The organism is Arthrobacter sp. (assembly GCF_030540645.1).
In the GTDB taxonomy this organism is placed as follows: Bacteria; Actinomycetota; Actinomycetes; order Actinomycetales; family Micrococcaceae; genus Specibacter.
In genome coordinates, this window is sequence record NZ_JAUNVV010000041.1 from 1 (window position 1) to 13880 (window position 13880).

Annotated in this window: 11 protein-coding genes; 4 read left to right on the forward strand and 7 right to left on the reverse strand. The window is 61.8% G+C overall.

Annotated features, from left to right (window positions below; genetic code table 11):
- Window positions 1-245: 245 nt before the first annotated feature.
- Window positions 246-848: a TetR/AcrR family transcriptional regulator gene (locus Q4P21_RS09280; protein WP_303388498.1), complete on the reverse strand. Its 603-nt coding sequence runs from the start codon at window positions 846-848 to the stop codon at window positions 246-248.
- 149 nt (window positions 849-997) lie between these two features.
- Between Q4P21_RS09280 and Q4P21_RS09285 the strand changes: the two genes are divergently transcribed.
- Window positions 998-2572 (forward strand): FAD-dependent monooxygenase, encoded by a 1575-nt coding sequence (locus Q4P21_RS09285; protein ID WP_303388499.1) that lies wholly within the window; start codon window positions 998-1000, stop codon window positions 2570-2572.
- A gap of 101 nt (window positions 2573-2673) precedes the next feature.
- Window positions 2674-3093 (forward strand): cupin domain-containing protein, encoded by a 420-nt coding sequence (locus Q4P21_RS09290; RefSeq protein WP_303388500.1) that lies wholly within the window; start codon window positions 2674-2676, stop codon window positions 3091-3093.
- A 15-nt stretch (window positions 3094-3108) separates the two neighbouring features.
- Here Q4P21_RS09290 and Q4P21_RS09295 read toward each other — a convergent pair whose 3' ends face one another.
- The 5 genes from Q4P21_RS09295 to Q4P21_RS09315 form a co-directional block, all read right to left on the reverse strand.
- Window positions 3109-4122 (reverse strand): PrsW family intramembrane metalloprotease, encoded by a 1014-nt coding sequence (locus Q4P21_RS09295; RefSeq protein WP_303388501.1) that lies wholly within the window; start codon window positions 4120-4122, stop codon window positions 3109-3111.
- A gap of 95 nt (window positions 4123-4217) precedes the next feature.
- Window positions 4218-5495 carry an iron uptake transporter deferrochelatase/peroxidase subunit gene (efeB, locus tag Q4P21_RS09300; RefSeq protein ID WP_303388502.1) on the reverse strand — a complete coding sequence of 426 codons (1278 nt, stop codon included), beginning with the start codon at window positions 5493-5495 and terminating at the stop codon, window positions 4218-4220.
- Window positions 5496-6746: an iron uptake system protein EfeO gene (gene efeO / locus Q4P21_RS09305; protein WP_303388503.1), complete on the reverse strand. Its 1251-nt coding sequence runs from the start codon at window positions 6744-6746 to the stop codon at window positions 5496-5498.
- A gap of 87 nt (window positions 6747-6833) precedes the next feature.
- A complete protein-coding gene (gene efeU / locus Q4P21_RS09310; protein WP_303388504.1) occupies window positions 6834-8393 on the reverse strand; it encodes an iron uptake transporter permease EfeU in 1560 nt (519 codons plus the stop codon).
- 341 nt (window positions 8394-8734) lie between these two features.
- Window positions 8735-9412, reverse strand: a complete 678-nt coding sequence (locus Q4P21_RS09315; protein WP_303388505.1) for a histidine phosphatase family protein — start codon at window positions 9410-9412, stop codon at window positions 8735-8737.
- 58 nt (window positions 9413-9470) lie between these two features.
- On the opposite strand from Q4P21_RS09315, the gene Q4P21_RS09320 reads away from it, so the two are divergent.
- Window positions 9471-10271 (forward strand): CPBP family intramembrane glutamic endopeptidase, encoded by an 801-nt coding sequence (locus Q4P21_RS09320; protein ID WP_303388506.1) that lies wholly within the window; start codon window positions 9471-9473, stop codon window positions 10269-10271.
- Window positions 10272-10439: 168 nt separating this feature from the next.
- Here the strand turns inward: Q4P21_RS09320 and Q4P21_RS09325 are convergent, their stop codons facing one another.
- Entirely contained in the window at window positions 10440-11078 is a 639-nt protein-coding gene (locus Q4P21_RS09325; protein ID WP_207345949.1) for a VOC family protein, read from the reverse strand.
- Between the two features lie 122 nt (window positions 11079-11200).
- Between Q4P21_RS09325 and Q4P21_RS09330 the strand changes: the two genes are divergently transcribed.
- On the forward strand, window positions 11201-13705 hold the full coding sequence (locus tag Q4P21_RS09330; RefSeq protein WP_303388507.1) for a Tex family protein: 2505 nt from the start codon (window positions 11201-11203) through the stop codon (window positions 13703-13705).
- Window positions 13706-13880: the final 175 nt, after the last annotated feature.

Here is a 13880-nt window from a genome sequence, read left to right on the forward strand (position 1 = left end):
GATGTGGGTGGTCGCTGAGAGTGCGTACAACATGACATGTCCTTCATCGAAGTGGAAGCAACTGGATGCAAGGATCAATAAACTCTAAAAACTATGATCCTTCTTTTTAGGATCGTCCTGGTTCGGATACTTGTCAAGACCTCGCGGCGGACACTAGGCGGTCGGCGAGTTGAAGGTGGTTTGGTGGCCTGCTTGGCGCTTCCGTTCCACGGACAACACCCAGAGGGTCAACGAAACAATCATGCCTAGTCTTTTGCAGGAGCTGCCCGGTCTGCCGTGGAGATGCCGTCGATCAGGGTGCGGAAGATCAGCTCGGCGACGTCCATGTCGGACTGTTTTGTGGCCGGGGCATCCCGAACGGCCGCCATAAGGAGGGACTTTAAAGCAGTGAGGATCCACTCGGGGGAAAGGTCTGTGCGGATGTCACCCTCGGCCTGGCCTCGCCTGACAACCTCAATTATGGGCGAGAGGATCTGCTCGCGCCGGGTGCGGAATGGTGCGTTGTGTTCGGGGGGCCTTATGAGAATGATACGAAAGCACATTCCGTGTTTGCTCAGTGCTGACACCACACGCTTGAGGGCTTCGAGGGCATTTCCTTCTTCGAGCCGGCAGTCGGTCAGCGTCTGCCCTGCACGGGTGAGGGCTTCCGTTTGGATTGCCTCGAGCAGCGTCTGACGGTTGCTGAAATGTCGATAGAGGGTAGCTCTTGTCAAGTTTGCGGCCTGAGCCACGTCCGCCATGGAGGATTCCGGGTTGCGGGAGAGCTCCTCGGCTGCAGCCGCAAGCAGGGCTCGACGATGGCGGTCCACATCAATGCGCGTCACTGCCACTGGGCTGGGGCTTTCCATGGGGCCTTTCATGGGTTCGTCCGAACTTGAGGATGTGCGTCCAGACTATCGGCGCCAGGGGCCAGCCCCCGCATTTGTCGTAGTCAATGTTAGTGACCGATTGAAAAAATGAGACATCCATGTATTATTTTGTTGGTAGTCTTTTTTGTATGAACCATCGCCCATCCAACGGCCCGCCCTCCGCAGCTAATCCCCGGAAAAAGTCCGACGTAGATGTTCTGGTGGTGGGGGCGGGTCCCACTGGACTGACCGCGGCTTGCGAAGCCCTGCGCCTCGGCCTGAGCGTGCGAATCATCGACCACAAATCTGGCCGCTCAACTCACTCCAAAGCACTTGTCACGCATGCGCGCACCATGGAAGTCTTCGCGGTCATGGGGGTCGCCGACGCCATGCTCGCCAAGGGAGTCCCGTTTGCGGCCCTGAACGTGTACGCCGGTTCCGCCCGCCAAGCGACCCGTGTGGACCTGCTCGGGCTGCCCTGGTGCGACACCGCTTACCCGTATTGGCTCTCCATTCCGCAGGACGCCACTGAACAAGTCTTGGAAGACCACCTCAGCTATCTTGGGGGTGCAGTGGAATGGGGGACGTCTCTTGCCGAGCTGCGCGAGACGGACCGTGGCATCGAGGCCTTGATGCAGGGTGAAGGTGACGGCGAAAAGATCACGTCACGCTGGCTGGTTGGCTGTGACGGAGGGCGCAGCCGAGTTCGTGACCAAGTTGGGCTCCGGCTTCGACGCCGTGATGCCGGGGCAACGTTTGTCCTCGCGGACGTCAAAAGCACCTTGCCGATTCCCCAAGACGAAGGTCGCGTGCACCTGGACCCGGATGGCCTGCTGCTTGTGGTTCCGATGCCGGAAGTGGACCGGTGGCGCATCATCGCCCACGTCCCCACTCAAGCCAAGGGATCACCTTTGAGTATCGACGCAGGTTTTTTGGATGACCTGATTCGGAAACGGACCGGCTTGGAATTTGGTAGCCATGATGTGACATGGACGTCGCAGTTCAAGCTCAGCCACGGATTGGTTGACCGCTACCGCAAGGGCAATGTCTTTCTGGCAGGCGATGCAGCCCACGTCCACAGCCCCGTCGGAGGACAGGGCCTCAACGCCGGAGTCCAGGACGCGCACAACCTGATCTGGAAGCTCTCCATGGTGGACCTCATGGCTTCCCCCGAGGCGGCGGAGAAGCTTTTAGACAGCTATGAACAGGAGCGGCGGCCTACGGCCAGAAGCATGGTCAACGGCGTCGCCCGGGTAACTGCTGCACTGACCACCCGACGCAGTTCAATCCGACGCGTTGTCGGGCGTCTCTCACCCTGGATCTTGCGGCGCCCAGCCGTACAGGCAAAACTCGGGCGCACAGCCGGGATGCTTGAACTGGCCTACTCGAGCGGTTCCTTGTCAACCGCAAAAGGTGCGGGCCGACGGTTGAGCAATCCACGGTTGTCTGGGGGCGGGCGCCTTTACGACGAACTGCCCACGACCGGCTGGTGCTGGGTTGTGTGGGGGCGAGCAGGAGAAACCAGACCTGACGTTGGCGCTGCGTGTTGGCGCGGTATGCCAGTGGTGTTCCTCGTCTTCGAGATCCAGGGCGCTGCAGAGACCAACTTTTCACCGGACAACCGCGTGCTGCTTGTCAGCCCTGATCGCTATGTTGCCGGCAGTGGAAGCTCCCCGGAGGCCATTGGCCGCCACGGCTCCATCCTTGAGGCTCTCCGAACATGAAATCCCAGGACAGTTCAACCGCAGAGTGAAGCATAGAAGCTACGGAGCAGCGGTCCCAAGGCGCCCTTGATAAACTGCGGTCAACGAGCCAAGGAGAGAAGATGCTTGAACGATCCGGTGACCATGATTTTGACTATCAACTTCACGAGGGCTCGCCGGTGCGTGTCCAATGGCATTTTTATGGCCAATCGGAACTGCCGGTCGCGGTGCAAACCTGGGAACTGCCGCCGGGCGGATTCGAGGGCATGCATGCACACACCGAGAAAGATCTTGCGCTGGAGGAAATCTACATCGTCCTCGAAGGTTCCGGGCGCATGCGTGTCGACGACGAGACGTTCAACATTGCCACCGGAGATTCGGTCCTGGCCCGTGTGGGGACGTCTCATGATCTGCGCAACACGGGAGACGGGCCACTGAAAATGCTTGTCGTCTGGGGAACCACAGGGGAATCGGACTATTCGAACTTTGGCTCAGCCAAGCGGGCAAAGGCTGTACGGGCCCAAGCCACTCCCGCAGACTAGAGTCTTCGGGCGAGGTCATGGGTTTGTTGGTGATATGGGTGCTGGCGCCACCGGCGTGGTGCCAGCACCGGTTGCCACCGCCGCACGGCGGTGATGGCGCAGGACGCGCCAGAGTACGATGATCCCGATCAGGGCAGTGACCGCCATGGCGCTGAGATATAGAACGGTCGCCAAGTTTTCAGCGCTGCTCGCCGTCGTTGATGAGATGAATCCGAACTCAGATTGCTGGTGGTTGGCCCCGGTGAGCCACAGTGCCAGCATGGCGGCGAGTCCGTCCGAGGAATCCCAGAGCGCATGCAGCAACGACACGCCCACGAAGGCGGCCAGGATGCCGAAGCTCAGGCGAAAATGAGTCCGGCCCCGTGCTGCGCCAAAGATGGCAGCGCCCAGGATCGCCGTCCACAAGACGTGGCCAACCGGGGCCAGAATGGCACGCACAATCTCGGTTTGAAGGAGTGTCACCAAGTCGATTCCATGTGCGGTGATGGCGGCGTTGAACGCATAGCCGGCCGATTCGAACGCTGCGAAACCGGCACCCACCGTCGCGCCGAGCAGGGCGCCCTGGCTGGCAGTCTTGGGCATCACCCGCCAACCGATGATGATCAACAGCAGGCCTTTGACAAATTCTTCAATGAAGCCAACACCGAGATAGGAGAGAAGGCTTGGCGCTAAATCAGCCTCCAGTAAGGAGGCGCCAAGCACTCCACAGATGCCGCCGATGAAGAAAGCGATGATCACCTGGAGGGTGCTGATATTGCCGGCGATGCGTTCGAGCACGAAAAGCATGACGCAAAACGGGACCAGAAAGCTGCCCAGCAGGATCAGGGTAGGTATGAGGTTGCTGTTCAGTGTGATCACCGTGACGGCAACCGTCGCCACCCAGAGGGCGAGCCCTGCAAGGAGGGTCTTCCACCACCAGCCGTGGTGATCGTGCCGCCGGTGGTGCGTGCCGCCGTCGTACTTACCCTCGTGGTGCGTGGCACTGACGGCTGCCTGCGCCAACGGTTGGCGGGAAATGGGTTCGTCCATTGTAGTTGTCCTCGGGAACGCCGTGCACGGAAACGTCTGGGAACTCAGTAGTGTGCATCACGGTACGCGGACGGCAATGGAGCGTCAACGGCGGGCTAGTCGAAGAATTCCTTGCCATAGTAGCTTCCTGCCGCCGGCAGCCCGCCGGGGACCGCAAAGACGGCCGAGCCCACATGGCGGATGTACTCGTTGAGCCTGTCCGAAGTCCCCAACTTGCGCTGTAACGCCACGAACTGCTCCGGGTTCTTTTGGAAACACAGGAACATCAGCCCCGCATCCAGCCGCCCCACCGAGTCAAGACCGTCGGTGAAGTTGTAGCCGCGGCGCAGGATCTTGGTGCCGCCATTGTTTTCATGTGCCACCAGGGCGATGTGTGAATCAGCTGGGATGACGGGGGAGTTGTCAGTCATGGCATGGAAGTTGGGCACGTCGTGCTCCTTCTCCCCGGACAGTGGCGCGCCCTCCTTCTTAGTGCGGCCAAAGATGCTCTGTTGGTCGCCAATGGTGTCCTCGTCCCAGGTCTCCACGAGCATGTGGATTTTGCGGGCCACCAGGTAGCTGCCGCCCACCATCCACGGCTGCCCGGCTTCCGTCCCAACCCATACCTGTTCGGTCAGTTCCTCCGGGGTGGTGATGTTGCGCGTGCCGTCCTTGAACCCCATGAGGTTGCGCGGGGTACTCTGGTTCGCTCCGGCGGAGGCGCGGCCAAATCCCAGCACCGTCCACTTGGTGGTGACGGACGTCCGGGCCATGCGGGCCAGGTTGCGCACTGCATGGTAGGCCACCTGCGGGTCATTCGAGCAGGCCTGAATGCACAGGTCACCGCCGGTAAACGCCGGATTCAGCGACTCCCCGGCCATGGCGGGCAGGTCGGCAAAATCCACCGGCTTGAACTTCTCCAGGCCAAAGCGGGAATCAAACAGCGAAGGCCCAAAACCGAGCGTCAAGGTCAGCCCCTGTGGCCCCATGTCCGTCGCCTCGCCCGTGTCAACGGGAATGCCGTGTTCACGTGCAGGCTCCACCTTGCCCACCGGGTTCCCGGCCATCAGCTCAGCCATGGCCGCCGACCACTTTGCCAGCACGAGCTGCAATTCGGTAGCCGTTGTTGCGCTCACGTCAAAGGTTGTGAACACGAGGTGGTCCTGTGGGGGAGTCTCGATTCCACTTTGGTGCTCCCCATAAAAGGGGTAGCTCAGGTGCTCACGCTGTGCCGCGCGTTCGACGTCGGACAGGGCCGGCGGTGCCGCGGCGGCAGCCAACGCTGCGCCGCCTGCCGCACCGAGGGCCAGCCCGCCTGCCCCGGCAACGGCCGCGGATCGGCTGAAGAACTTCCGGCGCGAAACGCCGGGCTGAGGGGCCGGAAGTGTGCTCATTTAGACCGTTGCCACCTTTTCAGCAATTTTGGCCAAGGGGGCCTGCAGCGACTGGATCAGTGCGGTCAGCTTGGCTGCATCGGTCTTTTTCAGCTCGTCCGTGTACGGCTTGAAACCGCCCAGGGCTGCGGGGTCCTTGTAGCCTTCAAGAGCGGTGGTGACGCTCTCGAACTGGGCGGAGATCTGCTCGGTCAACGTGCCGTCAATTTCCGCCAGCGCCGGCTTCAGGTATTCAAAAGCCTGCTGCGAGCCTTCGATGTTGGCCGCAAAGTCCACCAGGTCAAGCTTGGAATAGGCCTCTTCCTCGCCGGTGATCTTGGACGACTGCACCTCTTCCAGCAGGCCGCTGGCGCCATTGGCAAGCTCCTCCGGCTGGTAGGCGGAATCTTTCTCCAGCTCGGCCGTACGTGTCTTCAGAATGCCCACATTCTTCACAATGCCAGCAGCCAGGGTCTTGGATTTCTCCGTGATGGCCTTGGTTTCAAACAAGTCCTTTTCCAATGGGTGGAAGCCAGTCCATTCAGTTCCGGGCTCGACGTCGGCCACGCGCAGGTCCAGCGCCGGGTCAAGATCGGGGAAGCTCTCGGCCACCGGCTCGATCCGCTCAAAGAACGGGCGGGCTTCGGCATAGGCTTTCTGGCTGGCCGGGACATCGCCGGAATCGACAGCCTGCTGCAGGGCTGCCACGGCCAACACGAGGGAATCCACCTGGCCTGAAACATACTTGGCGTAGCCGTCGGTACCTTCCTTTAGCAGCGTCGCTACACCACTGCCGGAAGCTTCTGCTGCTGCGCCCGAGACGGTAAAGGACTTGTATTCGGTGGTGGCACCGGGGCAGTACAAGCGGTATTCCCCGCCCGTGAGAGTCACCGTAAAGCTGACGGCCTTCAGCCCAGGAATCACGTTTTCCCGCTCACCGAGAATGCGCTTGTCACTGAGCAGTTCCACTTCACTGACACCGGAGGCGTCCTTGTTGGAAACGGTGAACGTGACAGGTCCGGCCGGTGCGGAGGAAAAGTCGGGGACGCACTGTTCCTCACCGTTGACCTTCTCGACGCTGACGACAATTTGTGCGGCACCGTTGCTGACAGGTGCGGCATCCCCGGCCGGGGCTGCGGTACTGCCGGAGACAGCGGTGCTTCCACACGCGGAAAGTGAGAGGGCCAGCACGGCGGTTCCCGTCAGGAACGCAGATCCCTTCAGGAAGGCAGGGGCTGTGCTGCGGGATGTGCGGGGTGTAAGAGTCGGCATGGGAATCCTTTGGGATGGTGTGGCTGACAAGTTTGTGGTGGGGCGAAAAGTGGCTGCCGCCTGTGGCGGACACCGCTGAATGGATGGCTAGGGTGTGGCGACGGGTGTGGAACGTTGCCGGCGAGTGCGCCACGCGGCCGCGAAGAGCATGATGGCCGCGATGCCCAGCACTGCTGGCAGATATCTGGACCACAGCACGTTTTCTGCAGTGGCGGATTCAAAATCTGCCAGCTCAGCCACAGTGGCAGCTACGTGTTTGGCTGGAACGAGCCAGCCGCCGTCGCCCTCCACCACAATGGTGCGCGAGGTGCTCAGACCGCCGCCGCTGAGCGTCAGTGTGGCGCCCTGGGTGTTGACGGCGTCAATGATGGAACCGTTGGCAGTCCATACCGTGATGGCTCCCTTGTGGCTCCAGTCGGCCGCAAACGGGCCCGGGTTGGTGGAGGAGCTGATGCCCACGGGCATGCGCCCACCGTTGAGTTGGGCCAGCATGTCGGTGGAGACCTTGGCGGGTTCTTCGGTGGTGGCCGGAGATGCTTCTGCTGTGAAGACCTCGGTGGTGCGCCCTGCATGGGACTCGGTGCCGTGACTGTCCAGGGCATGACTTGTTTGCGTGCCGTCGGGGGATGTTAGAAGAAGGGTTGCCGGTTCCCCGGGGGCAAGCTGCGCAACAGAGGCAAACTGCAGCGAGCCAGCGGGCTCACCGGAAGCGGTGGTGACGGGCGTCCCGGCTGACTGCAAGGGAGTCGCTGGTATGGCCAAGGGTGCAGCGAATGCCAACACCAGGGCAGAACCCGCCAAAGCAGCACCGCACCAAACCTGCACGCGCGGGAGGGTAAGTGCTGACGGACGCCAGCTGCTAGGCCACAGAATAAAGGCAAGCATGGGGATCAGATACAAAGCCCAGCCCAGCACTTCCACTAGACGTGGATCGTTGGGAATGCCGAAAACGCCTGTCAAGATGGCTGCCCGGGCGCTGCCATTAGGTGCCAACCAGGCAACGTTCACGGTTGCGTCCTGGCCAATGTTGATCCACCCGGCTTCGTGGGCGGTGCGCAGCGACTTCATGACCAACCCTGCCGCAACGAACACGAGGAAGACCCCGGTGGCCTTGAAGAACTTGGCCAGGTTCAGTTTGATGGCACCACGGAAAAGCAGGAAACCAACACCCGTGGCAATAGCGAGGCCGAGCACAGCGCCTGTCCCTGCGGCCAGTGGGCTCAACGAGGATTGGAAGGCAGCCACCATGAAGACGGCCGTTTCAACGCCTTCACGCAAAACGGCAAGGAAAGCCATGCCGGCCAGTGCAAACACCGAGCCGCCCTTTAACGCGGAACCAGCGTGGGCTTCCAGCGTGGATTTCATGGAGCGTGAATTTTTGCTCATCCACAGGATCATGAACGTCACAATGAGGACTGCGACTGCGCCAATGACGGTTTCCATGGCTTCCTGCTGCTGCTGGGGCAGGGCTGCCGAGACGAGTTCAAGCGTGATGCCGATGAGTGCGCTGATAAAAACAGCGGTACCAACCCCGAGCCACATGGGCTTCAGGGAGTGGCCGTTGCGGCGCAGGAATGCTGCAATCATGCCGACTATCAAGGCTGCCTCAAGGCCTTCACGCAGACCAATGACAAGTGTTGCCAGCACCTAGTACCCCAGAGTTTCGTTGTTGCTTCAGCGTGAGGTGTGCCCCAAACCTTTGGCAAGGCTACCCTTAGTGCAGCCAATTGCGCAATTAGGCCAGTGAACTCTGCCCTATTGAGAAACTTTTCAGATTGTTGTTGACCTGCAGCTGATCCGCTGGATTCCTTCCAAGGAATGCTTCAAGCCAGGTCGCAGGTGAGAACTCGTAGGCAGCATGTCAGCGGCGTCGATCCCAGCTCAAAAGGCAATCGATGCGGAAGAGCGTGCGCATACTTCATGCATTCATTCCCACCGGCCGGTCCACTCCCGAACTCTGGGCACTCTGCCCCCATGAGGCACGATATTTACCACGTGTATTCGGGGGCATCCAATACGGTGTCGGTAGGGTGAACCGGCGTCCACTGCGCAAAATTCTTTTCAAGTGCGTATTGCGTGCCGGTCCGCACCAGGGTCCGGACTTCGGCATTATCGGGGTTGTTTAGCGATTCAAAATACTCCACGGACCAGTGGAACCAGCGCATGCAAAACAAACGCATGGTGAGTCCGTGCGTGACGAGGAGCGCGTTGGGCGCATAGTCGGGTTTCTGCCAGTGCCTGTGCAGGGTCTCCATGAAGGAAGAAACCCGGTCATAGACGTCCGAGCCGGATTCACCTTCGCGGAAGCGATAAAAAAAGTGGCCGTAAGCGTTACGGAGTTCCTTTTGATCCGCAATTTCCACGGGATTTTGAAAGTTTGCCCAGTCTTGTTCACGCAACCGGGGCTCCTCGATGGTCCGGTCCACAAGGTCGCCCAGATTCATGGCTTCGAGAGTTTGATAGGCACGCAGATAAGGGGACACGTAAACGCAGACCTTTCGCCCGTCCAATTGCCGTTTGACTTCCTCCCCGGCGGCGGCGGCCTGGACTTTGCCGAGTTCCGTCAACGGGATTCGGTAGTCGGGAATCCTGTTGTATAGCGTCTGGTCAAGATTGGCAGCAGACTGTCCGTGGCGGATCATGATGATCTTTCGTGGCGCGCTCATGCCACTGAGCTTAGGCCAGCGGCATACAAAATGTGCCCAAGGGCGGCATGATTGCGGTATGGAAGATTCTGCTGCGGTTCCAGCACCCACCAACCCGACAGCCTCCGGGTACCAAGGTTGGGGTGTCCGCTCGCGTCGGCGTCTCATTATCGAGGTGTTGCTGGTGCTGGGGCTTTCCTTGGGACAGTCGGCTGTTTACTCGGTGGTGTCGCTGCTGGACAAACTGAGCCGGGCCCCGATTTCGCAAGGTACGTCAACGCTGAACACGGTGCTCAACAACCGAGAGGTCTTCGACTTCACGTACCAAATCCTGGACATCTTCTTTGCCCTGGTGCCGGTCATGTTGGTGTTCTACCTCCTGGCCGAGCCCGGCAAATCAGTGTCCCGTGCCATCGGGCTCGACTGGCGCCACCCCGTCAAGGACGGGCTCGGTGCAGTGGCCCTGCTGGTGGTTATCGGTGTTCCCTCGCTGGGGCTGTATGCGGCCGGGCGGGCCATGGGCATCACCACTGAGATCATTCCCAGCGCCCTGAACCAGTATTGGTGGACCATCCCTGTGCTGGTGCTCTCCGCCATTCGTGCAGGCGTGCTGGAAGAAGTCATCCTCAACGGATACTTGTTGGGCCGGCTGGAGAAGATTGGCCTGGCGCCGGTGGCTGCCATTCTGCTTGCCGCCCTGCTGCGTGGTAGTTACCACCTCTACCAAGGGTTTGGGCCGTTCATTGGCAACTTTGTCATGGGCCTGCTGTTTGGCTGGGTGTACAAGAAGTACGGCCGGGTGGCGCCACTTGTGGTGGCCCACGCACTGGTGGACATAGCAGCTTTTACACTGGGCCCGGCTCTGGGCTTCGGCGGCTAAGCCCTTTTGTCCCAAATTGGAGTGCTCCGCAGGATCTGTACTACAGCTCCTGCGGGTGCCAGCGCCGGATACCCGCAGGTGCTGCAGTATGAACAGCGGCCGGTGCCCACCGAAGCGAAACGGCACCCGCCCGCAAGGGGTGGGTGCCGCCGTCGTACTGGGGAATGCCTAGATGGTGACCTGTCCGTTGGCCGTCTCAAAGGTCACGCTCATGATGCCGGGGGTGCCGCGCGGGGAAACCCACTCGACGGCGACGTCGTTCAACGGTGCTTCGACGGGTTCGCCGAGCCACTCGGTGACGCGTTCGGCGCTGCCAGCGATGGTGAGCAGAGACAGCTTCACCGACGACGGACGTGCCTGGGAAGGGTGCAGCTTGGGGTCGCCCTCCCATTTGAGCATGTAGGGCACCTGGGGATCGGCGATCAGGCCCTTGATGCCGATCTGCTGCCAGACCAGTTCCTGGCCGTCGGGGAACTTGCGGTTGCCCGGAACGGCGCTGCGGCCGAGGCGTTCTTCGAACGGGACAAGGTCGTCAACAGCGACGCACCAGCCCATCCATCCGCCACCTGCAGCGGAGCGCGCTTTCACAGCCTGGCCAAAGGGTGCTTTGTCCGAGGCGGGGTGGTCAAGGCACTCAACAATCTCCACATAGTGCAGATCGGTGAGCGGAATGATCATATTGCGGGTGCCGAAGCGCGGATGAATTCCACCCTTCACTGCCTCGACCCCGAGGGCTGTTGCGATTCGCTCCGCGGTGGCGGCCAAACCGTCTGATTCACTGGCGTAAGAAACATGATCCATTCGCATGACTTCATCTTGGCACTTTGTCCCGGCTCGCTCGACTTAGTCTCGCCTTAGCCTGATGGGACGTCTGATGTTGGTGCTTCAGGGTGTGCCCGCCCGCCGGAGATGTGGGGCAGAATTGGACTGTGACTGACACCGTCCAAGCACCGCTGACCCTGCCCACCCCTGCCGCACAGGAAGCCCGTATTTCGGCCTCAATTGCTGCCGAACTGGGGGTGCGCCCGGCCCAAGTGCGCGCTGCCATCGCGTTACTGGACGACGGCGCGAGCGTCCCGTTCATTGCCCGGTACAGGAAAGAAGCAACCGGGACGCTGGACGACGCCCAATTGCGCGACCTTGAGGAGCGGCTGCGCTATCTGCGCGAGCTCGAAGCCCGGCGCGTGTCGGTGCTGGAGACGATTCACGGCAGGGGCCTGCTCACGGGCCCGCTGCGTGCGGCCATCGAAGCCGCGGCCACGAAGTCGGAGCTGGAAGACTTGTACCTGCCGTACAAGTCGACCCGCAAAACCAAGGCCGACACCGCCCGCGAAGCAGGACTTGAACCGCTGCTTGATGCGCTGCTTGCCGACCCTTCCCGCTCCCCGGCCGCAGCGGCGCAGGCGTTCGTTTCCACTGAGCGCGGCGTAGCCACTGACGAGGAGGCACTGACCGGCGCACGGGCCATCCTGATAGAGCGGGCCGGGCAGAACGCCACCTTGGTGGGGGAACTACGCGAGCGGTTGTGGAAAACCGGCCGGCTGCGCTCCAGCGTCAAAACCGGCAAGGACGCTGCCGGGGAAAAGTTCAAGGACTACTTCGACTTTGCCCAACCGCCGCACACGCTGCCGAGCCACCGGATCCTGGCGCTGCTGCGCGGCGAAAAGGAAGGCGTGCTGGGCCTGGACCTGGCTGAAGCCGATCCCCGCGACGCCGAAGCACAGGCCAAGGCGCGGGCCGGTTACGAAAACGCCGTGGCGCACTCGCTGGGCATCACCGAGTGCGGCCGGGCCGCGGATAGCTGGCTCATGACCAGTGCCCGCCTCGCCTGGCGCACACGCATCCTGACCCGCCTCTCAGTGGACGTGCGCGTGCGCTTGTTCCAAAGTGCGGAAGAGGAATCCGTGCGCGTGTTTGCTGCGAACCTGCGCGATGTGCTGCTGGCCGCCCCGGCCGGCTCCAAAGCCACATTGGGCCTTGACCCGGGATTGCGCACAGGTGTGAAAGTGGCAGTGGTGGACGGTACAGGCAAGGTGGCTGCCACCGACACCATCTACCCGCACGCCCCCGCCAAGCGCTGGACCGAGGCGCTGGCAAGCCTGGTTGCGTTGGCGCAAAAGCACCAGGTTGAACTGATCGCCATCGGTAACGGCACGGCCAGCCGTGAAACGGACAAGCTCGCCGCGGAACTTGTGGCTGAACTCAAGCGCACGGCGCCCGAGCGGACGGTGACGAAACTGGTGGTGTCCGAGGCAGGAGCCTCCGTGTACTCGGCCTCGGCGCTGGCAAGTGCCGAGCTGCCCGGTATGGACGTGTCGCTGCGCGGGGCCGTTTCGATCGCCCGCCGCCTTCAGGATCCGCTGGCAGAACTGGTCAAGATTGAACCCAAGTCCATTGGCGTGGGTCAATACCAGCATGACCTCACTCCCGCGAAACTGGACCGTTCCCTCGACGCGGTGGTGGAGGACTGCGTCAATGCCGTGGGCGTCGATGTGAACACGGCCTCTCCGGCACTGCTGGCGCGGGTGGCAGGCGTAGGCCCCCTGCTGAGCGAGAACATTGTGGCACACCGCAACGAACACGGCCCCTTCAACAAACGCCGCGATCTGCTGAAGGTGGCACGGCTGGGCCCCAAGGCCTTCGAACAGTGCGCCGGGTTTCTGCGCATCACCGGGGGAGCGGAGCCGCTGGACGCCTCGAGCGTGCACCCGGAAGCGTATGGCGTGGCCCGCAAAATTCTGGCGTCCGTCGATGCCAAGGGGACGGACATTGCCGCCGGTGTTGCCTCGGCGGGATCCGTGAATCCTGCCGACTTCGTGGACGGCAGCTTTGGCCTGCCCACCGTCACCGACATTGTCGCCGAGCTGCAAAAGCCCGGCCGCGACCCCCGTCCCCGCTTCGAAACGGCAACGTTCACCGAAGGCATCGAGAAGATCACCGATCTGCGCCCCGGCATGATCCTGGAAGGGACCGTGTCCAATGTGGCTGCTTTCGGCGCGTTCGTGGATATCGGGGTGCACCAGGACGGCCTTGTCCACGTCTCCGCCATGAGCAACACCTTCGTCTCCGACCCCCGCACTGTGGTCAAATCCGGCCAGGTAGTCCGGGTCAAGGTCCTTGAAGTGGAGCCCGAACGCAAGCGCATCTCCCTCACCCTCCGTCTGGATGATGAGACAAAGGCGGTGAAGGACGACGCCGGCTCCCGCAGTTCCGCCGCCAGCCGGCAACCCAGCGGGGGGCAAGGTGGCGAACGGCGCGGTGGTCAGTCCGGACGCGTCGGTCAGGCCGGGCGCGGGGCCGCACCCAGTGGGGCCGCTTCCAACGGAGGACGCCCAGCCCGGCCAGCGGTCCAGACTCCAGCACGGGCTCCCGCGCCGGCTCCCGCCAACACGGCCATGGCGGAAGCGCTGCGCAAGGCAGGGTTGGGGAAGTAGCACGGCGGTACCGTCGCGGCGGGGCAGCGCTGTTTCAGCTCCGGCGTCGTACATTCGCTTGAAGAGCCAAAAAGTGACGAAAACGGCATTTCATCAGTCAATAGTTCATGAACCGGCACTTTTGCGGAGAAATTTCAAGCGGATGTTCGCTAAAGGTAACAATGGCGTCACAAAC

Bases quoted from the DNA above. Each gene is read 5' to 3' on its own strand.
- Q4P21_RS09280 (WP_303388498.1), bottom strand. From the start codon at position 848: ATGGAAAGCCCCAGCCCAGTGGCAGTGACGCGCATTGATGTGGACCGC.
- Q4P21_RS09285 (WP_303388499.1), top strand. From the start codon at position 998: ATGAACCATCGCCCATCCAACGGCCCGCCCTCCGCAGCTAATCCCCGG.
- Q4P21_RS09290 (WP_303388500.1), top strand. From the start codon at position 2,674: ATGCTTGAACGATCCGGTGACCATGATTTTGACTATCAACTTCACGAG.
- Q4P21_RS09295 (WP_303388501.1), bottom strand. From the start codon at position 4,122: ATGGACGAACCCATTTCCCGCCAACCGTTGGCGCAGGCAGCCGTCAGT.
- efeB (WP_303388502.1), bottom strand. From the start codon at position 5,495: ATGAGCACACTTCCGGCCCCTCAGCCCGGCGTTTCGCGCCGGAAGTTC.
- efeO (WP_303388503.1), bottom strand. From the start codon at position 6,746: ATGCCGACTCTTACACCCCGCACATCCCGCAGCACAGCCCCTGCCTTC.
- Q4P21_RS09315 (WP_303388505.1), bottom strand. From the start codon at position 9,412: ATGAGCGCGCCACGAAAGATCATCATGATCCGCCACGGACAGTCTGCT.
- Q4P21_RS09320 (WP_303388506.1), top strand. From the start codon at position 9,471: ATGGAAGATTCTGCTGCGGTTCCAGCACCCACCAACCCGACAGCCTCC.
- Q4P21_RS09325 (WP_207345949.1), bottom strand. From the start codon at position 11,078: ATGCGAATGGATCATGTTTCTTACGCCAGTGAATCAGACGGTTTGGCC.